General features: G+C 71.7%; 22 protein-coding genes. 7 read left to right on the top strand and 15 right to left on the bottom strand.

Translation table 11 applies throughout. From position 1 onward, the window contains the following. Nucleotides 1–53 precede the first annotated feature (53 nt). From ACFY30_RS29655 to ACFY30_RS29630, 6 genes are all read right to left on the bottom strand, one after another. On the bottom strand, nt 54–770 hold the full coding sequence (locus ACFY30_RS29655; protein ID WP_390848216.1) for a response regulator: 717 nt from the start codon (nt 768–770) through the stop codon (nt 54–56). Further along, a complete protein-coding gene (locus ACFY30_RS29650; protein WP_390848215.1) occupies nt 764–3,382 on the bottom strand; it encodes an ATP-binding protein in 2,619 nt (872 codons plus the stop codon). Before ACFY30_RS29650 ends, ACFY30_RS29655 begins: the two co-directional genes overlap by 7 nt. A gap of 221 nt (nt 3,383–3,603) precedes the next feature. After that, nucleotides 3,604–4,782: an alginate lyase family protein gene (locus ACFY30_RS29645; protein ID WP_390848214.1), complete on the bottom strand. Its 1,179-nt coding sequence runs from the start codon at nt 4,780–4,782 to the stop codon at nt 3,604–3,606. 160 nt (nt 4,783–4,942) lie between these two features. Next, nucleotides 4,943–5,707, bottom strand: coding sequence for a DUF3710 domain-containing protein (locus tag ACFY30_RS29640; RefSeq protein WP_390848213.1), 765 nt, complete (start codon nt 5,705–5,707; stop codon nt 4,943–4,945). Nucleotide 5,708: 1 nt separating this feature from the next. Next, nucleotides 5,709–6,251 (bottom strand): dUTP diphosphatase, encoded by a 543-nt coding sequence (dut, locus tag ACFY30_RS29635; RefSeq protein ID WP_390848212.1) that lies wholly within the window; start codon nt 6,249–6,251, stop codon nt 5,709–5,711. Next, nucleotides 6,248–6,832, bottom strand: coding sequence for a PaaI family thioesterase (locus ACFY30_RS29630; RefSeq protein ID WP_390848211.1), 585 nt, complete (start codon nt 6,830–6,832; stop codon nt 6,248–6,250). Before ACFY30_RS29630 ends, dut begins: the two co-directional genes overlap by 4 nt. Before the next feature lie 58 nt (nt 6,833–6,890). Here ACFY30_RS29630 and ACFY30_RS29625 point away from each other — a divergent pair, with 58 nt between their 5' ends. Further along, nucleotides 6,891–7,355: a DUF3093 domain-containing protein gene (locus tag ACFY30_RS29625; protein ID WP_390661850.1), complete on the top strand. Its 465-nt coding sequence runs from the start codon at nt 6,891–6,893 to the stop codon at nt 7,353–7,355. Nucleotides 7,356–7,386: 31 nt separating this feature from the next. Here the strand turns inward: ACFY30_RS29625 and ACFY30_RS29620 are convergent, their stop codons facing one another. The 4 genes from ACFY30_RS29620 to ACFY30_RS29605 all read right to left on the bottom strand — a co-directional run bounded on the left by ACFY30_RS29620 (nt 7,387) and on the right by ACFY30_RS29605 (nt 10,953). Then, on the bottom strand, nt 7,387–8,334 hold the full coding sequence (locus ACFY30_RS29620) for a hypothetical protein (RefSeq protein ID WP_390848210.1): 948 nt from the start codon (nt 8,332–8,334) through the stop codon (nt 7,387–7,389). A 13-nt stretch (nt 8,335–8,347) separates the two neighbouring features. After that, nucleotides 8,348–8,644 carry a DUF4193 domain-containing protein gene (locus ACFY30_RS29615; protein WP_003993510.1) on the bottom strand — a complete coding sequence of 99 codons (297 nt, stop codon included), beginning with the start codon at nt 8,642–8,644 and terminating at the stop codon, nt 8,348–8,350. 396 nt (nt 8,645–9,040) lie between these two features. After that, the gene (locus ACFY30_RS29610; protein WP_390848209.1) at nt 9,041–10,294 is read right to left on the bottom strand and encodes a sensor histidine kinase; all 1,254 of its coding nucleotides are present in this window, start codon (nt 10,292–10,294) and stop codon (nt 9,041–9,043) included. Between the two features lie 5 nt (nt 10,295–10,299). Then, nucleotides 10,300–10,953 carry a response regulator transcription factor gene (locus ACFY30_RS29605; RefSeq protein ID WP_003993508.1) on the bottom strand — a complete coding sequence of 218 codons (654 nt, stop codon included), beginning with the start codon at nt 10,951–10,953 and terminating at the stop codon, nt 10,300–10,302. A gap of 415 nt (nt 10,954–11,368) precedes the next feature. On the opposite strand from ACFY30_RS29605, the gene ACFY30_RS29600 reads away from it, so the two are divergent. Then, complete coding sequence (locus ACFY30_RS29600) at nt 11,369–11,542, top strand: hypothetical protein (protein WP_390661853.1); 174 nt, start codon at nt 11,369–11,371, stop codon at nt 11,540–11,542. A 99-nt stretch (nt 11,543–11,641) separates the two neighbouring features. Here ACFY30_RS29600 and ACFY30_RS29595 read toward each other — a convergent pair whose 3' ends face one another. Both ACFY30_RS29595 and ACFY30_RS29590 read right to left on the bottom strand, forming a co-directional pair. Beyond that, the gene (locus ACFY30_RS29595) at nt 11,642–12,457 is read right to left on the bottom strand and encodes an inositol monophosphatase family protein (protein ID WP_390848208.1); all 816 of its coding nucleotides are present in this window, start codon (nt 12,455–12,457) and stop codon (nt 11,642–11,644) included. 8 nt (nt 12,458–12,465) lie between these two features. Beyond that, nucleotides 12,466–13,593, bottom strand: coding sequence for a ferrochelatase (locus tag ACFY30_RS29590; RefSeq protein ID WP_390848207.1), 1,128 nt, complete (start codon nt 13,591–13,593; stop codon nt 12,466–12,468). Between the two features lie 242 nt (nt 13,594–13,835). Here ACFY30_RS29590 and ACFY30_RS29585 point away from each other — a divergent pair, with 242 nt between their 5' ends. The 3 genes from ACFY30_RS29585 to sepH all read left to right on the top strand — a co-directional run bounded on the left by ACFY30_RS29585 (nt 13,836) and on the right by sepH (nt 17,870). Continuing rightward, nucleotides 13,836–15,074, top strand: a complete 1,239-nt coding sequence (locus ACFY30_RS29585; RefSeq protein WP_390848206.1) for an MFS transporter — start codon at nt 13,836–13,838, stop codon at nt 15,072–15,074. Continuing rightward, on the top strand, nt 15,034–16,353 hold the full coding sequence (locus tag ACFY30_RS29580; RefSeq protein ID WP_390848205.1) for a D-arabinono-1,4-lactone oxidase: 1,320 nt from the start codon (nt 15,034–15,036) through the stop codon (nt 16,351–16,353). Before ACFY30_RS29585 ends, ACFY30_RS29580 begins: the two co-directional genes overlap by 41 nt. A gap of 479 nt (nt 16,354–16,832) precedes the next feature. Next, a complete protein-coding gene (sepH, locus tag ACFY30_RS29575) occupies nt 16,833–17,870 on the top strand; it encodes a septation protein SepH (protein WP_390848204.1) in 1,038 nt (345 codons plus the stop codon). A gap of 128 nt (nt 17,871–17,998) precedes the next feature. Here sepH and ACFY30_RS29570 read toward each other — a convergent pair whose 3' ends face one another. Continuing rightward, a complete protein-coding gene (locus tag ACFY30_RS29570) occupies nt 17,999–18,850 on the bottom strand; it encodes a sulfurtransferase (protein WP_390848203.1) in 852 nt (283 codons plus the stop codon). Between ACFY30_RS29570 and ACFY30_RS29565 the strand changes: the two genes are divergently transcribed. Further along, nucleotides 18,849–18,989 carry a hypothetical protein gene (locus tag ACFY30_RS29565; RefSeq protein WP_390661861.1) on the top strand — a complete coding sequence of 47 codons (141 nt, stop codon included), beginning with the start codon at nt 18,849–18,851 and terminating at the stop codon, nt 18,987–18,989. The two genes, ACFY30_RS29570 and ACFY30_RS29565, sit on opposite strands and share 2 nt — an antisense overlap. 81 nt (nt 18,990–19,070) lie before the next feature. After that, nucleotides 19,071–19,874 (top strand): VOC family protein, encoded by an 804-nt coding sequence (locus ACFY30_RS29560; protein ID WP_390848202.1) that lies wholly within the window; start codon nt 19,071–19,073, stop codon nt 19,872–19,874. Nucleotides 19,875–19,881: 7 nt separating this feature from the next. Here ACFY30_RS29560 and ACFY30_RS29555 read toward each other — a convergent pair whose 3' ends face one another. Together ACFY30_RS29555 and ACFY30_RS29550 are read right to left on the bottom strand one after the other, a co-directional pair. Continuing rightward, complete coding sequence (locus tag ACFY30_RS29555; protein ID WP_390848201.1) at nt 19,882–20,796, bottom strand: hypothetical protein; 915 nt, start codon at nt 20,794–20,796, stop codon at nt 19,882–19,884. Nucleotides 20,797–20,885: 89 nt separating this feature from the next. After that, nucleotides 20,886–21,368 carry a hypothetical protein gene (locus ACFY30_RS29550; RefSeq protein ID WP_390661864.1) on the bottom strand — a complete coding sequence of 161 codons (483 nt, stop codon included), beginning with the start codon at nt 21,366–21,368 and terminating at the stop codon, nt 20,886–20,888. Nucleotides 21,369–21,654: the final 286 nt, after the last annotated feature.

Genomic DNA, 21,654 nt, shown 5'->3' with positions numbered 1-21,654 from the left:
CACCGACACTCCCGTAACCGCGGTCCGGGCGCCGGTGCGGCACCCGTCCCGGCTCACTTCTCGAAGCGGTAGCCCATTCCCGGCTCCGTGATGAAGTGCTTCGGGTGCGAGGGGTCCGCCTCCAGCTTCCGTCTCAGCTGGGCCATGTACACCCTCAGGTAGTTCGTCTCCGTCCCGTACGACGGCCCCCACACCTCCTGCAGCAGCTGCTTCTGGCCGACCAGGCGCCCCGTGTTGCGCACCAGCACCTCCAGCAGGTGCCACTCCGTGGGGGTCAGCCGGACGTCCTTCCCGGCCCGGTGGACCTTCTTCGCGGCGAGGTCGACCGTGAACCCGTCGGTCTCCACCAGGACGTCGCCCTCGCCGCCCCCGGCGGGCTCGGCCCGTCGCACGGCGGCCCGCAGCCGGGCCAGCAGCTCGTCCATGCCGAAGGGCTTGGTGACGTAGTCGTCGGCGCCCGCGTCGAGCGCCTCGACCTTCTCGTCCGAGGAGTGCCGGGCGGACAGCACCAGGATCGGCACCCGGGTCCAGCCGCGCAGCCCCTTGATCACCTCGACGCCGTCCATGTCGGGCAGGCCCAGGTCGAGGACCACCACGTCCGGGTGCCGGGCGGCGGCGAGCTCGAGGGCGGTGGCACCGTCGTGGGCGGCGTCGACCTCGTACCTGCGCGCCTTGAGGTTGATCACGAGGGCGCGCACGATCTGCGGCTCGTCGTCGATCACGAGCACCCTCGTGGCGGTCTGGGGCGTCCCCCCAGCGGGACTCACCATGCGGCCTGCCTTTCCGGTTCTGGCGAATGTCCGTCCGCCGACGGTCCGTGGGCCGGACCTCCGTCTGGTGCGGTCTCTGCCGCGGCGTCCTGGCCGCCCGGCTGCGGCCGGGATCCTGCCGCGCGGAGCGTGAGGACCATGGTGAGGCCTCCCCCGGGCGTGTCCTCGGCGTCGAGGGTGCCGCCCATGGCCTCGGCGAAGCCCCGCGCGACCGCGAGGCCGAGCCCCACCCCCGCCCCGCGCGGTGCGTCACCGTACCGCTGGAAGGGCGCGAAGATCCGCTCCTTGGCCGCGTCGGGCACGCCCGGACCCCGGTCCACGACCCGCACCTCGACCCGGCCGGACATCGCGCTCGCCGCGACCAGCACGGGCTCGCCGTCCGGGCTGTACTTGACCGCGTTCTCCACCAGGTTGGCCACCGACCGCTCCAGCAGCCCGGCGTCGACGGCGACCATGGGCAGCGTCTCCGGGATGTCCAGCTCGACGCTCTCCTCCGGGTCGGGGACCCCGCCGAGCGCCTTCGGCACCACCTCGTCGAGGTCGATCTCCCGGATGATCGGCGTGACCGTGCCGGTCTGGAGGCGGGACATGTCGAGCAGGTTGCCCACCAGGTGGTCGAGCCGGTCGGCGCCCTCCTCGATGCCCGCGAGCAGTTCCGCCCGGTCCTCCTCGGACCAGGCCACGTCGTCGGACCTGAGGCTGGAGACCGCCGCCTTGATCCCGGCCAGCGGTGTCCGCAGATCGTGGCTGACGGCGGCCAGCAGCGCCGTGCGGATCCGGTTGCCCTCGGCCAGCGCGCGGGCCTGCTCGGCCTCCTCCTGCAGGCGCCGCCGGTCCAGCACGACGACGGCCTGCGCGGCGAAGGCCGCGAGCACCCGCCGGTCCTCGGCGGGCAGCACCCGGCCGGTGAGCGCCAGCGCCATGCGGTCGCCGACCGGCACGTCCACATCCGCCTCGTCCGGCCGCTGCACCGGCCGCCCGAGGCCCACATGGCCCGCGCAGCTCCACGGCGCTCTGTCGTCCGCCCGCTCCAGCAGGGCCGCCGACTCCATGCCGAAGGTCTCCCGCACCCGCTCCAGCAGCGCTTCCAGGCTGGTCTCACCGCGCAGCACGCTGCCCGCGAGATAGGACAGGATCTCCGACTCGGCTCTCAGCCGGGCCGCCTGGTGCGTGCGCCGGGCCGCCAGGTCCACGACCGACGCCACCGCCACCCCCACCCCGACGAAGATGACGATGGCGACGATGTTCTTCGGGTCCGCGATCGTCCACCGGTGCAGGGGCGGGGTGTAGAAGTAGTTCAGCAGCAGCGAGCCCAGAGCCGCCGAGGCCAGTGCCGGCAGCAGTCCGCCCGCCAGCGCGGCCGCCACGGTCACCGCCAGGAACAGCAGCATGTCGTTGGCGAGGCCGAGGTGCACGCTGCTCAGCAGGACCGCCAGGACCGCCGGTCCGGCCACGCCGGCCAGCCAGCCCAGGACGACCCGCCTGCGCCCGAGCCGGGCGCCCCGGGCCACCGGGAGCCCCCGTCCCCTGGCCGCCTCCTCGTGGGTGACGATGTGCACGTCGAGGTCCGGCCCCGAATCCCGGGCGACCGTCGCGCCCACGCCCGGCCCGAAGACGTACTGCCAGGCCTTGCGGCGCGAGGAGCCGAGGACGATCTGCGTGGCGTTCACCCCCCGGGCGAAGTCGAGCAGCGCGGCCGGTATGTCGTCGCCGACCACATGGTGGAAGGTGCCGCCCAGGTCCTCGACGAGGGTGCGCTGGACGGCCAGCTCCCTGGGCGAGGCCGAGGTGAGCCCGTCGCTGCGCGCTATGTACACGGCGAGCACCTCGCCGCCGGCGCCCTTCTCCGCCAGCCGCGCCGCCCGCCGGATGAGGGTGCGCCCCTCCGGACCGCCGGTCAGTCCGACGACGATCCGCTCGCGCGAACCCCAGATCGCCGAGACCCGGTGCTCGCTGCGGTACTGCTTCAGGTACTCGTCGACCCGGTCGGCCACCCACAGCAGGGCCAGCTCCCGCAGCGCGGTGAGGTTGCCCGGCCGGAAGTAGTTCGACAGGGCGGCGTCGACCTTGTCCGGCCGGTAGATGTTCCCGTGCGCCATCCGCCGCCGCAGGGCCTCCGGTGACATGTCCACCAGCTCGACCTGGTCGGCCCGCCGCACGAACTCGTCGGGCACGGTCTCCTGCTGCCGCACCCCCGTGATGGACTCCACCACGTCCCCGAGGGACTCCAGGTGCTGGATGTTGACGGTCGAGACCACGTCGATCCCGGCCGCGAGGAGTTCCTCCACGTCCTGCCAGCGCTTGGCGTTGCGCGAGCCGGGGACGTTGGTGTGCGCGAGTTCGTCCACCAGGGCGACCTGCGGACGACGGGCGAGCACGGCGTCCACGTCCATCTCGGTGAAGACACCGCCGCGGTGTTCCAGCTCGCGGCGCGGGACCTGTTCGAGGCCGTGCAGCATCACCTCGGTGCGCCGCCGGCCGTGGTGCTCGACGAAGGCCACCACGCAGTCCGTGCCGCGCTCCACCCGGCGGTGGGCCTCGGACAGCATGGCGTACGTCTTGCCCACCCCCGGTGCCGCACCGAGATGGATCCGAAGCTTGCCGCGCGCCATGGCCTCATTGTCTTCCCGTGACTCCTGCGTACGCAGCGTCGACCCTACGACCAGTGTTTCCGGCAAAACGGACGGGCTGCGGCGTGGGGGACGCCTTTGACGCAACCCTGACGCGCCGGGCCCACCCCGCGGCCCTCCGTACGGCACTCCGGACATCGGCATCCCCCCTCACCCGCTTCATCGGACGAGCCCCCCGGATCGGTTCACCGCCGGGCACCGCGTCACGCGGGATTGTCCCCGTGCGTCAGCGTCTCCCAGGCGACGAAGAGGCTGTTGGTGCCGGCGGGGCGGTTGCGCTCGGTCAGCGTCCGCGTGTTCGTCATCGCCACGCCCAGCCGGTTGTGCAGCGCGTTGTAGCCGACCTCGGTGACCGGGCCGAGCCCCGGCTTCAGGGAGCCGCCGCACAGCAGGCCCGGGACGGCCGCACCCAGCTCGTACCCGGCCTGGGAGCCGAGGGCCTGCCGCAGGCGCTCACCGACATCGGTGCCGTACAGGTCCTGGCCCTGGATCCGGCTGGTCTCGGCGACATGTGAGATCGAGGAGATGCCGTATCCCGTGTGGGTGAGGTCGCGGCAGGTCTCCTGGGTCAGGCCGGTGACGAAGGTGGCCTGCCCCTGCCAGTAGGCGACGATCTTGTCCCGGGTGTCGAGGTTCTGACTCGGCACGGTCTTCGGCAGGTCGCCGTCGGAAGCGAGGTAGACGTAGGCGGCGGTGCGGGTGCGGAACCTCGCCATGGCCTTGTCGTACGTCCCCCTGTCCTCCAGGAGGACGGAGATGCCGACGGCGGCCTCCGTCATCGACAGCTCCCAGTTCCCGTTGGAGTTCGAGCCGTTGATGATCTCCGGCAGGTAGACGTCGCGCAGCATGGTCGCGAAGCGGCCGGACCCGGCCCAGCCGCCGGTGTAGGTGTACTTGATGATCTCGGCGGCCCTGGGCCAGGAGGAGCCCGCCCAGCCGGTCTGCAGCGGGGCGTTGCTGTCCGTGTGGTCCTTGATCACGGCCGACCAGGCGTCCATCAGCTCGATGGCCTTCCTCGCGTACCGCTCGTCCCGTGTGACGTACCAGGCGAGGGCGTCGGTGTAGGCGGCGAGGGCGTCCTGGCGTTCGTCGGTGCAGCCGTGGTCGGGGTCGGAGTAGGAGCCGCACTCGACGATCGCTCGGGGCGCGGGGGTGCGGTCCAGGGCGGCGTACTTGCTCGCCAGCATCTGGTCGAAGGCGCCCTTCCAGGGCTGGGCGCCGGAGTTCACCTTGACGCGGACGAAGTCGAGTTGCGCCCTGGAGACGGTGACGCCGGGGTGGACGAACGCGGCGGGGGCGGCCTCGGCGCGTGGGGCGTCCGGGGCGGCGACGGCTCCCAGGACGAGGGCGGTGACGGTCACAAGGAATGCGGTTCGGCGCACGGTGCAGCTCCGTTCGTTCTCGTATGTGAACACAGAGCGCCCTTATGAACGAAGGCGTTGAGCCGAGACCGTAGGTCCAGACCAATAGGCCGTCAAGGGTCCGCGCACGACGAAGGGCCGCGCCCCCGCCGGGACGCGGCCCTCTCCTCAGGTCGTACGGTCAGCGGACCTCGGTGATCTCCGGTCCGCGCTGCAGCTGGCCCATGCCGCCGGAGAAGCGGGAGCCCTCCTCCTGCTGGACGCCCTCGGGAACCATCTGCGCGTCGTTCGGCAGCTTGAGGACGATCGGGTCGCGGGGCGCCATCGGGCCCTCGCCGCGGACCACGACCGTGTCCCGGAAGATCTGCTCGAGCAGCCCGGCGGCCTGCGGCTGCACCGCGCCCTGGCCGGAGATCACCCCGCGCAGGAACCAGCGGGGACCGTCCACACCGACGAACCGCACGACGTGGAAGCCGCCCGTGCCGTCCGGCAGCTGCACCGGCACCTGGGCCCGCAGCTCCCAGCCGAGCGGGCCCTCGACCTCGTCGATGATGCCGCCCTGCTGAGTGATGCCGGAGCCGATCTCCTCGCGCACCTCGCCCCAGATGCCCTCACGCTTGGGCGCGGCGAAGGCCTGCAGCTGGATGGCGCTGTCGCGCAGCACGACGGTCGCCGCGACGATCGCGTCGCCCGCGACCTCGACGCGCAGTTCCATGCCGTCGACGCCCGGCACGAACAGACCGCCCAGGTCCACCCGGCCCTCGGCCGGGTCGCGGACCTCGGAGCTGTCCCAGGGTCCGTCGGGCCGCGGCTCGGGCTCGAGCCGGACGCGCTCGCGCTCGCCCGTTACCTCTTCGTCCGCCTCAGTGTCGACACTGTCGACGACCTGCTCGGCCTCGCCGGCCGCGTCCTCGGCGGCACCCTTCTTCTTGCGACGTCCGAACACGTCACTGTCCTTCCCGGTCGGATACGACCGAAGCGTATCGATACCCACCCACACTGCCGCCCACGGCGGCCTGACCGCTTGCGTCGCCCACCGCGGCATGCCCGCCGGTGGACCCGAAGCCCCCCGCGGCCCGTGCCGATTCGGGAAGCTCCGCGACCTCCTGGAAGCGGACCCTCTCGACCTGCTGGACGACCAGTTGGGCAATCCGGTCGAAGCGCTCGAACCGCACGGACTCGCGCGGGTCGAGATTCACCACGATCACCTTGATCTCCCCACGGTACCCGGCATCAACCGTCCCTGGGGCATTCACGAGGGCGACGCCGCACCGGGCGGCCAGCCCCGACCGGGGGTGCACGAAGGCGGCGTACCCGTCGGGCAGCGCGACGGCCACCCCGGTGGGCAGTACGGCCCGCTCCCCCGGCCCCAGTTCACAGCCCTCGGTGGTCCGCAGATCCGCCCCCGCGTCCCCCGGGTGCTCGTACGCCGGGAGCGGTACGTCGGGGTGGACGCGCCGGATCAGGACGTCGAGGGGGGCGCGGCTCACGGGTTCACCTCGAAGGCGCGGGCCCGCCGGATCTGGTCGGGGTCGCTCATGGCCGCCTGGATCTCCTCCGTACGGCCGTGGTTGACGAAGTGCGCCACCTCGACCTCGATGAACAGCGCCTCGGCGCGGACGGCGACGGGCCCGCCGGGGCCGCCGATGCGTCCGGTGGCGGTCGAGTAGATCTTCCGCCCGGCCACCGCCGTCACCTCGGCCTCCAGATGGAGCGTGGTACCGACGGGCACCGGCCGTACGAAGTCGGTCTCCAGCCGTCCGGTCACCGCGATGGTCCGCAGCAGCCAGTTCAGCGAGCCCAGCGTCTCGTCGAGCGCGGTGGCCAGGACACCGCCGTGCGCGAGCCCCGGAGCCCCCTGGTGGGCGGGCTGCACGGTGAACTCGGCGGTGACGCTCACCCCTTCGCCGGCCCGCGCCTCCAGGTGCAGCCCGTGCGCCTGACCGTCACCGCACCCGAAGCAGTGTTCGTAGTGGGCACCGAGAAGCTCGCCGGGAACGGGGGCGTCAGGGTGCCGGACGGGTTTCACGGCGTCGGCCGGAGGCTGAAGAGCTGCGGAAGTACCACTCACAGGCGCAGACCTTACCCGCGCGTCGGCCAATACCGGACACCATGCCAAGCTTGGCGGCATGCAGCTCTCCGCCACCCCCTACGAAGAACGCCTCACCGCCCCCCGCACCTGGTGGCTGATCTCGTTCCTCGTAGGTGTCTCCTTCGCCCTGATCCTGCTGCCCTTCGGCACCCTGCCGCTGCTCGGCGGCCTGGTCGGCGGCACCGCGGCCGCGGCGGTCGTCGCCAGCTCGTACGGCTCCGTGCGCATCCGTGTCGTGGGCGACTCGCTGATCGCCGGCGAGGCGAAGATCCCGGTCGCGGCCCTGGGCGAGGCGGAGATCCTGGACCCGGAGGAGGCTCGCGCCTGGCGCACGTACAAGGCCGACACCCGCGCGTTCCTGCTGCTGCGCGCCTACATCCCCACCGCGCTGAAGGTGCAGGTCACCGACCCGGCCGATCCCACGCCGTATCTGTATCTGTCGACGCGGGAGCCGGAGCGGCTGGCCCAGGCGCTGCGGGCGGCGCGGGAGGCCGCGGCGTAGACGGGGGTCTCTCCGGCCGCGCCGGGACCGCTCAGTCCCCGAGCTCCCCGGGTCTGCCGGGGAGCTCTCGCATGTCCAGCGGGTCGGCGGGCCTCTCCAGCGGCGGCAGGTCCTCCAGCGCGTCCCAGGGCACCTGGGCCCTGCGCAGGTCGGCGCGGATCTTCGCGGCCAGTTTCTTGGTGTCCCGCCGGTTCATGGCCGCGCCCACCACGGCGCCGATCAGGAACGGCACCAGCATCGGCAGGTCACGGACGATCCGCTTCATGATCTGCTGCCGCAGCTCACGCTTCATCTGGCCGCCGAGGGCGTTGTTGATCGAGGACGGCTTGAGCGGGTCGACGCGGCGTTCACCCGACCAGGCGCGCAGATACGCGGTGCTGCGGTCCTTGAGGTTGCCGGGCGGCCGCAGGCCGTACACCTCGTGAAGTTCGGCGATCAGCTTCAGCTCGATCGCCGCGACCCCGGTGATCTCCGCGGCCAGTTCGGTCGGCATCGCGGGCGGCACGGGCAGCATCGCGGCCGCGCCGACGGCCGCGCCCACGGTGGACGTGGCGTTCGCCGCGCCCGTGACGAGCTTGTCGGCGATCTGCTCCGGCCCGAGGCCGGGGAACTGTCTGCGGAGTGTCCTGAGGTCCCTGACGGGGATCCTCGGGGCCATCTCGATGATCCGGTCCGCGAGGTACGCGAGGCCGGCCCTGGCGCGGTCACCGCCCTTGCGGACGCCTTCCCGGGCCAGGCCCTTGGCCTTGTCCGCGACCGACGCAGCCCGTCGCCTGGCGACGGGAGCGGGGCCTCGCCCAGGCGCCGGGAGGTCACCCCCGTCGCCTGTCGCCGCGAGCGAGGCCGATCCCGCAGGGACCACTCCCTTACCGGATGAGCCTCGCTCGTCGTCACGCACGCCGTGCGGGCCGTCGGACGGCCCGTTGTCCGCTCCCGGCAGGCGGAAGCGGCGCTTCCGAGAAGGGGTCGAGCCAGTCACGGCCGACCCCGCCTCAGTCGCAGTCGCGGCAGATCGGCTGACCGTTCTTCTCCCGGGCCAGCTGGCTGCGGTGGTGCACCAGGAAGCAGCTCATGCAAGTGAACTCGTCCTGCTGCTTCGGCAGCACCCGGACGGCCAGCTCCTCATTGGAGAGGTCGGCTCCAGGGAGCTCCAGCCCCTCCGCGGCCTCGAACTCGTCGACGTCGACGGCCGAAGCGGACTTGTCGTTCCGCCGGGCCTTCAGCTCTTCAAGACTGTCGGAGTCGACATCGTCGTCGGTCTTGCGTGGGGTGTCGTAATCGGTTGCCATTTCGCCTCTCCCCCTCTGGGTGAATGCGGTGTCTCCAGCGCACGTAACGCGTGAGAGGCCGGACTTGTGCCCGCCTCGAGGCGGAGATTTTGCCTCACATCAAGGTCTGTTACTCAATCGACACCCAACCGGACTCCTCATGAGTGATCGGCTTGGATGGCGATCGGGACCGTACACGGTCCTGATGTCGCACTTCAAAGGCGTCTCACCGTGTACTTCCCGTGATCACGACCCCCGAAAACCCGGATTTTCCGGGCTTTACGACAGCCGCTGTGATCACGGAGGGTAGATGGCCGGAAAATCGCCCTTGTGATCGATCACACACGGGGTAGCGGGTGCGGAGTCCTGAGAATTCCGCGCAAAGCGAACATCCCCGCGTGTGTCGGCGACATGATCTCAGACGGGCAGCGTGACACGCATCATGAGCCCCCCTCCCTCGCGCGGCTGGGCCGCGATGTGCCCGCCGTGCGCCCGGGCCACGGACCGCACGATGGACAGCCCGAGCCCGACCCCCTTGTCGCTTCCCGTGCGCTCCGTGCGCAGCCGCCGGAACGGCTCGAAGAGGTTGTCGATCTCGTACGCCGGCACGACCGGCCCCGTGTTCGACACGACCAGGACCGCCTGCCCGTGCTGGACCTCGGTGGTCACCTCGACCCAGCCGTCCTCCGGGACGTTGTAGCGCACTGCGTTCTGCACCAGGTTCAGTGCGATGCGCTCCAGCAGAACACCGTTGCCCTGGACCACCGCGGGCTTCTGCTCGCCGCGGATCGTCACGCCCTTGGCCTCCGCCTCCGCGTGCACCTGGTCGATGGCCTGCTCGGCGACCTCCGCGAGGTCGACCGGCTTGCGCTCGACGATCTGGTTGTCGCTGCGGGCGAGCAGCAGCAGGCCCTCCACCAGCTGCTCGCTGCGCTCGTTGGTGGCCAGCAGGGTCTTGCCGAGCTGTTGGAGCTCCACGGGCGCATTCGGATCGGACAGGTGCACCTCGAGCAGTGTGCGGTTGATCGCCAGCGGCGTCCGCAGCTCGTGCGAGGCGTTGCCGACGAAGCGCTGCTGGGCGGTGAAGGCTCTCTGGAGCCGCTCCAGCATGTCGTCGAAGGTGTCGGCCAGCTCCTTGAACTCGTCGTCCGGGCCGTCCAGCTCGATCCGGCGGGACAGGTCCGAGCCGGCCACCGCGCGAGCCGTGCGGGTGATCCGGCCGAGCGGGGACAGGACGCGTCCGGCCATGGCGTAGCCGAAGGCGAAGGCGATCACAGCGAGGCCGAGCAGGGCCAGCAGGGAGCGGCTGAGCAGGTTGTCGAGGGCGACCTGACGCGAGTGGTCGATGCAGTCGCTGATCGCCGAGTTGAACTGGGTGAGGGTCAGGCCGGTGGCGTTGTTGACCGCGGGGCAGTCGGCACTGGCGACCTTGATCTCGTTGCTGGCGCTCACGATCTTGAACGGCGGCTGGTTGCCCGTGCTGATCGCCTGGGCGGCCAGCAGGTAGATGATCGACAGCAGCAGGATGCCGGCGATCAGGAACATCCCGCCGTACAGCAGCGTCAGGCGTATGCGGATGGTGGGGCGCAGCCACGGGAAGGGGGTCTGCGGCCTCCTGGGGTCCCAGGTGGGTTTCGGCGGCGCCTGGGGAGGCGCGGGTGCGGCGGCCACGGGGATCAGATCCGGTAGCCGGAGCCGGGGACGGTGACGATCACCGGGGGCTCGCCCAGCTTGCGGCGGAGCGTCATGACCGTCACGCGTACGACGTTGGTGAACGGGTCGGTGTTCTCGTCCCACGCCTTCTCCAGCAGCTGTTCCGCGGAGACGACGGCGCCCTCGCTGCGCATCAGCACCTCCAGGACGGCGAACTCCTTGGGTGCGAGCTGGACCTCCTTGCCGTCGCGGAAGACCTCGCGGCGGTTCGGGTCGAGCTTGATGCCGGCACGCTCCAGGACGGGCGGCAGCGGCACGCTGGTGCGCCGGCCGAGGGCGCGCACCCGGGCGATGAGCTCACTGAAGGCGAAGGGCTTGGGGAGGTAGTCGTCGGCGCCGATCTCCAGGCCCTCGACGCGGTCGCTGACGTCGCCGGAGGCCGTGAGCATCAGCACGCGTGTGGGCATGCCGAGCTCGACGATCTTGCGGCACACGTCGTCGCCGTGCACGAGGGGGAGGTCGCGGTCGAGGACCACCACGTCGTAGTCGTTGACTCCGATGCGTTCCAGGGCGGCCGCACCGTCGTACACGACGTCGACGGCCATGGCCTCCCGGCGCAGTCCGGTGGCCACCGCATCGGCGAGCAGCTGCTCGTCCTCGACGACGAGTACGCGCACGTCGCTTGTCCTTCCTGTGTCCACCCGCGTAGCGCTCGGTGAGCGCGCGTGGGCAGGGGTGCTGGTGAGTGTGTGCTTCCATCCTGCCCTTTTCGGCCATAAGTCGGCGGTAAGACGGTGAGCGGGCGATGAAGGGCAGGTATGAACCCCGGGAATGCGAGATTTTCTCGTCCGGTTGAGGTTTCCGTGGAAGGGAGCGGGGGGAGGACGGCTTTACACCCCGCGATCACGCTCTGCATGTGCCACAACACCAGTGGTGCTCCGCGATCCGCTTGCCGCAGAGTGGGCGTGGGTGTCCGGCACCGTCGCCGCCCGGCAGGGCAGCGCTGGGCACCTACTGGAGACGTGATCGCCCCTTCCCGACCGGCACATCCCTGTGCCATCGACCCACGACCCAAGGACGAGGGGGCGCAGCATGGACGCATTCACCGCAGGACTTCTGCAGCGCATAAGGGCGACCGAGTCCGATCTGACGCGGGCTCGTGACGAGGGCGACGACTTCCTCGTCGAAGTGGAGCAGGCAGAGCTCGACGACCTGCGCCGCCTCGCCGCCGAACACGGTGTGGAGGTCGGCGCGTCGATCGTCTGAGCGTACGCGTTGACGGAGGGGCCCCGGCGAATCCAGCGCCGGGGCCCCTTTCGCGTGCCGGGCGGGAGCGGCCTGCCGGCCGGCTCCGCCCCGCGGCGCTCAGTCGTGCCAGGCGCCGAAGTCCTCCAGGAGACGCTGGAGGGGCCCGAAGACCGCCGGGGTGGCCGCGATCGCCAGATCGCGTGAGGGGAGCTCTCCGGGGCGTCCACCGGTCAGCGCGCCCGCCTCCCGGGCGATCAGGTCACCCGCGGCGAGGTCCCACGGGTGCAGGCCGCGCTCGTAGTAGCCGTCGAGGCGGCCGGCGGCCACGTCGGCCAGGTCGACGGCGGCCGAGCCGCTGCGCCGGATGTCCCGCAGGAGCGGGATGAGCCGCTGCGCGACGTCGGCCTGGTGCGTGCGGACCTCGGTGACGTAGTTGAAGCCGGTGGAGACCAGCGCCTGGTCGAGGGGGGCCGGGGCACGGCAGGTCAGCACGCGCTCTCCCTCCCAGGCTCCGGTCGCCCGCGCCCCGGCGCCGCGCACCGCGTGGTACGACTCCCCGCGCATCGGGATCTCGACGACCCCGACGACGGTCTCGCCGTCCTGCTCGGCGGCGATGGAGACGGCCCAGGTGGGCAGCCCGTACAGATAGTTGACCGTGCCGTCGAGGGGGTCGATCACCCAGCGGACGCCGGTGCTGCCGGGGCTGGCGGCGCCCTCCTCACCGAGGAAGCCGTCGTCGGGGCGGTGCTCGGAGATCAGGCCGGTGATCAGCTTCTCGGCGGCGATGTCCATCTCGGTGACGACATCGATCGGGCTCGACTTGGTGGCGGCCACCGCGAGATCGGCCGGGCGGCCGTCCCGCAGCAGCTCACCGGCCCGGCGGGCGGCCTCCTTGGCCAGCTTGAGCAGGTCCGAGTGCAGGGGGTCGGTCACGGGGCTCCTCACGCGTAGGGGCTGTCGGCGCCCGCGGCGGCCGGCCGGGGACCGCGGGCCGGGCAGCACCCGACGGGGCAGAGGTCATGGCTGGGGCCGAGGGCACCCAGGGCGCACGGCGTGCCCTGCCGGCCGCTCTCGGCGGCGGCGCGCTCCAGGACGAGGTCGCGGACGGCGGCGGCGAAACGCGGGTCGTCGCCGACGGTGGCCGAGCGGCGCACCGGCAGCCCCAGCTCACCGGCCCTGGCCGTGGCCTCCGTGTCGAGGTCGTAGAGGACCTCCATGTGGTCGGAGACGAACCCGATGGGTGCCATCACGACGGCGGGGACCCCGGCCGCGTGACGCTCCTCCAGGTGGTCGCAGATGTCGGGCTCCAGCCACGGGATGTGCGGGGCTCCGGAGCGGGACTGGTAGACGAGCTGCCACGGGTGGTCGACGCCGGTGCGCTCGCGGACGGCGTCGGCGATCAGGCGCGCCACGTCCAGATGCTGCCTCACGTACGCCCCGCCGTCGCCGTGGCCCCCGGGGGGGCCGGAGGTGTCCGCCGAGGCCGTCGGGATCGAGTGAGTGGTGAAGGCGATGTGGGCGCCGGCGCGGAGGTCTTCCGGGAGGTCGGCGAGGGAGGAGACCACGCCGTCGATCATGGGCTCCAGGAAGCCGGGGTGGTTGAAGTAGTGCCGCAGCTTGTCGATCTTCGGCAGCGGCAGGCCCTCGGCCTCCAGGGCGGCCAGCGAGTCGGCGAGGTTCTCGCGGTACTGGCGGCAGCCCGAGTAGGAGGCGTAGGCGCTGGTCGCGAGGACGAGGACGCGGCGGCGGCCGTCGGCGACCATCTCGCGCAGGGTGTCCGTGAGGTACGGGGCCCAGTTGCGGTTGCCCCAGTAGATCGGCAGGTCCAGGCCGTGTTCGGCGAAGTCCTTGCGCAGGGCGTCCAGGAGGGCGCGGTTCTGGTCGTTGATGGGGCTGACCCCGCCGAACAGGAAGTAGTGCTGCCCGACTTCCTTGAGGCGTTCCTTGGGGATGCCGCGCCCGCGGGTCACGTTCTCCAGGAACGGGACCACGTCGTCCGGGCCTTCCGGGCCGCCGAAGGAGAGCAGGAGCAGGGCGTCGTAGGGGGTGGCATCGAGCGCGTCTGGCATGAGTCGATCCTGCCACCCGCCCCCGACAGCCGGGAAACGGCGGGTGACCGGGTGAGTCGGCGGACCGGGGGGCGGCACCTGGCCGGGGAGGTGCGCGAGGGGTGCGTTAGGGTGACCTAACTCGTAAGCTGTATGGACTGTCTTCACGCCTTACCGAGCGTCACCGCACACCCACGAGCCGCCTTTTCCTCGCGCCGCGCCGAGCCGCCACGCGCGCGTGACCGGACCCTTCGGAGACACCCGTGCCGAGCCCCTACCGCGCCCTGTTCGCCGCTCCCGGCTCCAAGGGCTTCTCCGCCGCGGGGTTCCTCGGCCGGATGCCGTTGTCGATGATGGGCATCGGCGTGGTCACGATGGTCTCCCAGCTCACCGGGCGCTACGGACTCGCGGGCGCCCTGTCGGCGACCATCGCGCTGGCGGCGGCGCTCGTCGGGCCGCAGATATCGCGCCTGGTGGACCAGTACGGTCAGCGCCGGGTGCTGCGCCCCGCGACACTGGTGGCGCTGACTGCGGCGGCCGGACTGCTGCTGGCGGCGCACTTCGAGTGGCCCGACTGGTTGCTGTTCGTGTGCGCCGCGGGCATCGGCTCGGTGCCGAGTCTCGGCGCGATGATCAGGGCCCGCTGGGCGTCCCTGTACCGGGGCACGCCGCAGCTGCACACCGCGTACTCCTTCGAGTCCGTGGTCGACGAGGTGTGCTTCATCTTCGGGCCGATCATCTCCATCGGCCTGTCCACCGCCTGGTTCCCCGAGGCGGGCCCCCTGCTGGCGGCCTGCTTCCTCGCCGTCGGCGTCTTCTGGCTGACGGCACAGCGGGCCACCGAGCCCGAGCCGCACCCGCGCGAGCAGCGTGGCGGAGGGACCGCGCTGCGCTCGCCCGGTCTGCAGGTCCTGGCGGCCACCTTCGTGGCGACGGGCACGATCTTCGGGGCGGTCGACGTGGTCACCGTCGCCTTCGCCGACGAACAGGGCCACAAGGGCGCCGCGAGCGTCGTCCTCGCTCTCTACGCGGCCGGTTCCTGCGTCGCCGGACTCGTCTTCGGTCTGCTGCGGCCGCAAGGGGCACCGGAAAGGCGCTGGCTGCTGGGCGTGTTCATGATGGCCGTGAGTATGATCCCCCTCCTACTGGTCGGAAACTTGCCGTTTCTGGCCGTGGCGCTGTTCGCTGCGGGTCTGGCCATCGCTCCCACGATGATCACCACCATGTCCCTCATCGAAGAGCACGTACCACGCGCACAATTGACCGAGGGCATGACCTGGATCAGCACCGGGCTCGCGGTCGGGGTGGCGCTCGGCTCCTCGATCGCCGGCTGGGTCATCGACGCGGCGGGCGCACGGGCCGGGTACGGGGTCCCGGCGGTGTCCGGGGCCGTCGCGGTCGCGGTCGGTTTCCTCGGGTACCGCCGGCTCAGCAGGCCGGCTCCGGGTCGGGGAGGCACCGTTGAGCAGCACAGCGAGCGGGAAGAACGGCACGTGGCGTAACTGGGGCGGCAATGTGTCCGTCCGTCCCGCGCGGGAGGTCATGCCCGCCTCCGTCGACGAGCTGGCCGCCGCCGTGCGCCGGGCCGCCGAGGACGGGCTGAAGGTGAAGGCGGTCGGCAGCGGCCACTCCTTCACGGCGATCGCCGCCACGGACGGAGTGTTGATCCGCCCTCAACTGTTGACCGGCATCCGCAAGATCGACCGGGACGACATGACCGTCACGGTCGAGGCCGGCACTCCGCTCAAGAGACTCAACATCGCCCTCGCGCGCGAGGGTCTGTCGCTCACCAACATGGGCGACATCATGGTGCAGACGGTTTCCGGGGCGACCAGCACCGGCACCCACGGCACGGGCCGCGAGTCCGGCTCGATAGCCGCCCAGATCAAGGGCCTGGAGCTGGTCACCGCCGACGGCTCGGTGCTCACCTGCTCCGAGAAGGAGAACCCGGAGGTCTTCGCGGCCGCCCGGATCGGCCTCGGCGCCCTCGGCGTCGTCACCGCGATCACCTTCGCCGTGGAGCCGGTCTTCCTGCTCACCGCGCGCGAGGAGCCGATGCCGTTCGACAGGGTCCTCGCCGACTTCGACGAGCTCTGGGCCGAGAACGAGCACTTCGAGTTCTACTGGTTCCCGCACACCGGCAACACCAACACCAAGCGCAACAACCGCAGTGCGGGTCCCCGCAGGCCGGTGGGCCAGGTGTCCGGCTGGATCGAGGACGAGTTCCTCTCCAACGGCGTCTTCCAGGTGGCGCAGTGGGTCGGCCGCGCGGTGCCCGCCACGATCCCGGCGATCGCCCAGATCTCCAGCAAGGCCCTGTCCTCGCGCACCTACACCGACCTTCCCTACAAGGTCTTCACGTCCCCGCGCCGGGTGCGCTTCATGGAGATGGAGTACGCCGTCCCGCGCGCGGCCGTCACCGAGACGCTGCGCGAGCTGAAGGCGATGGTCGACCGCTCCGGCATGAGGATCAGCTTCCCCGTGGAGGTGCGCACCGCGCCGGCCGACGACATCACGCTGTCCACCGCGTCCGGCCGCGACAGCGCGTACATCGCCGTCCACATGGTCAAGGGGTCCCCCTATCAGGCGTACTTCACCGCCGCCGAGCGCATCTTCACCGCACACGAGGGCCGACCGCACTGGGGGAAGATCCACACGCGCGACGCGGAGTACTTCGCCCAGGTCTACCCGCGTTTCGGCGAGTTCACCGCGCTGCGGGACCGGCTGGACCCCGACCGCCGCTTCCAGAACGACTACCTGCGGAGGGTTCTCGGGGCGTAGCGGCGTTCCGGCCCCGGCGAGGCGCTCCGGAGCGACAGCGGGATTCGGCACCGGAACGGAAACGCACGAACCGGACCCGATGGCCGAGTCTGCGGAAAATAGCGTGAAATACGCCACTTTCAAGATCACAGAAACCGCTTAACGGACGGCCAAGTCCCACCTCTTGCCAGAAGTTGGGCGGCGCGCCAATCCACGCACGTGGCCCAAATGGAGTACTGTTGCGAGCCCTGGGCCCGGCCTCCCTACAGGGTGTCCGGGGCCTTGCTGGACCGCCAGGAGGGGACTAGTTGCACAGGGTGACGGCGTTGGTCACTTAGCGTGGCGAATAGGTAACCGTGCCATAACGGCGATCCAGGGCCCGCGCCCGACACGCCGGGCAACTCGGCAAGGTTGTGGCAGGCTGCACCCGGGCAGGCCACACTCGACTAGCGGAAGCAGCGACGCACGTGACGTCGGCAGGCACCACCCGGGAGGTCCCCATGCCCGAACTGCGTGTCGTGGCCGTCTCGAATGACGGCACACGGCTGGTGCTGAAGGCTGCGGACAGCACGGAGTACACGCTTCCGATTGACGAGCGTCTGCGCGCCGCCGTACGCGGCGACCGTCCCCGCCTCGGCCAGATCGAGATCGAGGTGGAGAGCCATCTCCGCCCCCGTGACATCCAGGCGCGTATACGAGCCGGCGCGACCGCGGAAGAGGTCGCGCAGATGGCAGGCATCCCCGTCGACCGCGTACGCCGGTTCGAGGGCCCCGTGCTGGCCGAGCGCGCCTTCATGGCCGAGCGGGCCCGCAAGACACCCGTCCGCCGGCCCGGTGAGAACGCCGCCGGCCCCCAGCTCGGCGAGGCCGTCCAGGAGCGGCTGCTGCTGCGCGGCGCCGAGAAGGACACCGTGCAGTGGGACTCCTGGCGCCGCGACGACGGCACCTGGGAGGTCATGCTCGTCTACCGGGTCGCGGGCGAACCGCACTCGGCGAGCTGGACGTACGACCCGCCCCGGCGGCTCGTCCAGGCCGTCGACGACGAGGCCCGCTCGCTGATCGGCGAGTCCGACGACCTCGCCGCGCCCGAGCCCAGCTTTCCGTTCGTCCCGCGCATCGCGCGACTGCCGCGCGACCGCACGATGGACCGTGCGCTGGAGCGGCCGAGCCCGCCCGCGCCGTCGGCCGAACCGGCCGAGGAGACCACCGGCGAGCGGGAGCGGGACTCGCTGACCAGCCTGCTGGAGGCGGTGCCGAGTTTCCGGGGCGACATGGTCGTCCCGGAGCGGCCTTCGGAGCCGTCGGAGGAGCCCGAGGAGCAGGAGCCCGCGGCCGAGGAGCCGCCGGCGCCCGCCGCCTCCGCCGGTTCCGCCTACGCGGACGTCCTCATGCCCCGGTCCGTCGGCAGCCACCGCGACCGGCTGATCGGCGCCACCGACCGCCAGGCCGAGGCGGACGGCGTCCGTCCGGGCCGCCGGGCCGCGGTGCCGAGCTGGGACGAGATCGTGTTCGGAACACGCCGCAAGAAGCAGGAGTAAGCCGCCCTCCGGCAACTTTGCCGGGGCACCTGCCCGTTCACCGGTATCGGTTCGCACGAAGGTTCATACGTACAAAGGGGCCGCGCCTACTCGGCGCGGCCCCTTTGTACGCCCCGGTGCGACACAGGTCACTGCGGCTCGGGTCCCACGGCGACCGGCCGGGACGGGTCCGACGACCACTCCGACCAGGAACCCACGTACAGAGCCGCCTGAATGCCCGCCACCGCCAGCGCCAGCACCTCGTGGGCGCCGGAGACGCCCGAGCCGCAGTACACGCCCACCTCGGTGCCGTCGGACACTCCCAGCGCCTTGAAGCGGTCGTGCAGCTCCTCCGCGGGCAGGAAACGGCCGTCCGGGCCCACGTTGTCGGTGGTGGGCGCGGACACCGCGCCGGGGATGTGTCCGCCGACCCGGTCGATCGGCTCGACCTCGCCCCGGTACCGCTCTCCCGCCCGCGCGTCGAACAGCACTCCGGACCGGGCCAGTTCGGCGGCCCCGTCCGCGTCCAGGAGGCCCGTGGCGCCCGGCACCGGCTCGAAGTCGCCCTCCACGCGCGCGGGGACGTCGACCGAGAGGTCACCCCGCCACTGCGGCAACCCGCCGTCGAGGACCCGCACGTCCGGGTGACCCGTCCAGCGCAGCAGCCACCACGCGCGGGCCGCCGCCCAGCCCTGTCCTCCGTCGTACACGACCACGGGTCGCCCGGCCGACACCCCGGCCCGGCGCATCGCCGCGCCGAACTCCGCGAGGCCGGGCAGCGGGTGCCGGCCGGCGGCGCCCGCCGCTCCCGCGAGTTCGCTGTCCAGGTCGACGTAGACCGCACCGGGTACATGTCCGGCCTCGTAGGCGGCCCGGCCGTCGAAGGGCGGCTCCCCCGCCGCCTTCGCCACGGTGAGCTGCCAGCGAACGTCGAGAACGACGGGCGGGTTCTCCCCCGCCAGGTCGCCGGCGAGTTCGGTTGCGGTGATGATGGCGTTCATGGCCACCATCCTCCCGCACGGGGTGGCCCCCACGCTCAGGTCCGGCTACTCTGCTCGGCCGGACACGCTCGATCACGAGGCGTACGGGATCGAGCACATGCCGTACAGGCGATCGACATACGTCGACAACCGCGCGTAAACCGACGAGAAACCCCCCATCAGGCATCCTCCGAGGGCGGAAGCGACACGGTCACCGAGAGGTGCCGAGGAGAGAGGGACGATGACCGAGGCACGTGGGTCGGCCGGCCTGAACGGCACAGCGCACGCCCGGCACGCGCCCGGTACACCCTGTTGGGTGAGTCTCATGGTGCACGGATTGACGGCCACCCAGGAGTTCTACAGTGAGCTGTTCGGTTGGGAATTCCAACCCGGTCCGCACCAGCTCGGCCCCTACGTACGCGCTCTGCTCGACGGCCGCGAGGTGGCCGGCATCGGCCAACTGCCCCCGGACCGCCACCTCCCCGTCGCCTGGACGCCCTACCTCGCCTCCGACGACGTGGACGCGAGCGCGGAGACGGTGCGGCTGTGCGGCGGCACCATCGGGGTCGGCCCCCTGGACGCCGCCGACGCCGGGCGCCTCGCGATCGGCTCCGATCCCTCCGGCGCCGTCTTCGGCATCTGGCAGGTGGCGGCCCACCAGGGCACGAACCTCACCGGGGTGCCCGGCACGCCCGCCTGGAACGAACTGCTGACCTTCGAGACCGCGGGCGTCGTCAAGTTCTACGAGACGGTGTTCGGCTACACGCGGGAGGCCAAGGTGTCCGCCGACCTGGACTACGTGACCCTGAACATCGGCGGGCGGCCGGTCGCCGGCATCCACGGCATGGGCACCGCGCTGCCCCGGGACCGGGGACCGCACTGGGTGACGTACTTCGAGGTGGCCGACGCGGACGCCGCGCTCGCCCTCGTCGTCGACCTGGGCGGACACGCCCTCGGACCGGCCCACGACAGCGCGCACGGGCGCGTGGCCGACGTGGCCGATCCCGAGGGAGCCCGCTTCGCCCTGATCGAGCAGCCCCGCTGACTCACGGTCAGGTGCCGAGGACGGCGTCCGCGGCCGACCGCTGCCGCAGGAACAGTGCCGTGCGGTCCGCGAGGACGTCGGGGTGCGCGTCCAGCCACCGCTGCTGCGTCGCGGCCAGCCTGGCGTAGGCGGTCTGCAGGTAGCCGGTGCCGGCCTTGCAGCGAAGGTCCGCCCGGACGGCCGGGTGGGTGCGGAGATCGGTCCCGGCCGGCAGTGCCTTGAGCAGACCCACGGGTGTCCGGGCGCCGAACCCCGCGTGTGCCATGCACCTCTGCCACCGCGCGCCGACCCTCCGGAACGCCGTGTCCCGCTCCAGGCTCTCCAACGACTCCCGCTCCCCCTCGCCGAGCCGCAGCCGCAGCGTCAGCCATCGCCCGCGCCCGTCGCCGAGCAGCCGCTTCTCCGCCTCGGCCTGACAGCCCGTCGAGGGCTGCGCCACGTCCACGAACCTGCCCTTCACCTTCACCTTGTCGTCCGGGTCTCCGAAGAGCGCCCGGGAGAACGCCTTGCTCTCGGGCCGCTCGGGCGGCAGCGACTCGGCCGCCTCGTCCCCCGTGCTCCCCCGGGACTCCAGGGTCTCGACGCCGAACGGCTTCGGACGGGGGATGTCGGTCTCGCCGGCCCCGGCCACGGGCGCCGCGCGATAGGTGAACCCCTTGCGCGCCATGCACGTGGTGATGAGCCGCTGCTTCGCGGTGGCGATGCGTTCCTTCTCCGGGCCCCAGCTGTAGACCAGTGCGTAGATCGGCGGTCTGGTGCCGAGCTCGTTCAGCTCCGCCGGCGAGAGGGCCGCCGCCTTCCCGGCGTCCGTCCGCGAGTCCCCGGCCCGGGCGCTGAAAGCCCATGCCGTCGCGCCCACGACCAGGACGAGCAGGAGCGCGGCGACGCGGCGGCCACGGCTGCCTTGTGTGATCAGCAACATGAGTTCCTCGGCGGGGATGCGGCGCGCGGCGCGGGTCCCGGCGGTCGCCCGTCGGGACCCGGCGCGTTCGCGGATGGCGGCGGTGGGGATCAGTAGCAGTCGATGGACGTCGTGCCGCGCAGCCGCAGCGAGCTGGCCTTGTTGCGCAGGGAGGTGGGCAGCGGGGCGCCGTTCGCCCTGCTGTTCGTGTCGCCGTCGTCGTAGTGGGAGTTGGCGTAGTCGCCCGGGTTCACGCAGAAGAGGAAGCCGTTCGCGCTCCAGTCACTGCCGGTGTAGTTGTAGTAGTGGCTCTCGTAACCGCTGTTGCTGGAGTTGCTGGCGGACCACACCTGGTTGCTCACCGTGACGCCGTTGCTGAACGTGTCGTTGCCGAAGTCCGTGTCGGTGTCGAAGTACGAGTGCTTGGCCGAGTTGATGTCCGTGAAGAAGACGCAGTGGTAGCCCGAGGCGCAGTTGGGACCCGCCGACGCCGGCGACGCCGCGACCACTCCTCCGGCGGCCAGCATCGCGGCCAGCCCCGCGACGACCGCCGCCTTCCTGCGCAGACCTGACACCGTGGTTCGTACCGTCATGTCGTTTCTCTCTCCGTCGTCCGGCCCCGGGCGGACCCGGGGGGAGGGAAGGAGGGCGGCACACGGGCATCGCGCCGCCCCTCGCCGACTCACCGTGAACCCGTGCGGTGCAGCGGTGGCACAGGGCGACCGCCGTTCCGGTGCAGTCCCGGTGCAGTGGGGCCGCCGGACCGTGGTTCGTGGGCCCGGTGGCTCGGGTGGGACCGGCCGGACGCGGCGGGGCTCTGGCGCCACGCGTGTAGCGCGCGGCATCGTTGGCCGCAGACCGAACGGCGGCGCGCGCACG

The organism is Streptomyces sp. NPDC000345 (assembly GCF_042898825.1).
Lineage (GTDB): Bacteria > Actinomycetota > Actinomycetes > Streptomycetales > Streptomycetaceae > Streptomyces.
This window is presented reverse-complemented; position numbering and strand designations above follow the sequence as displayed.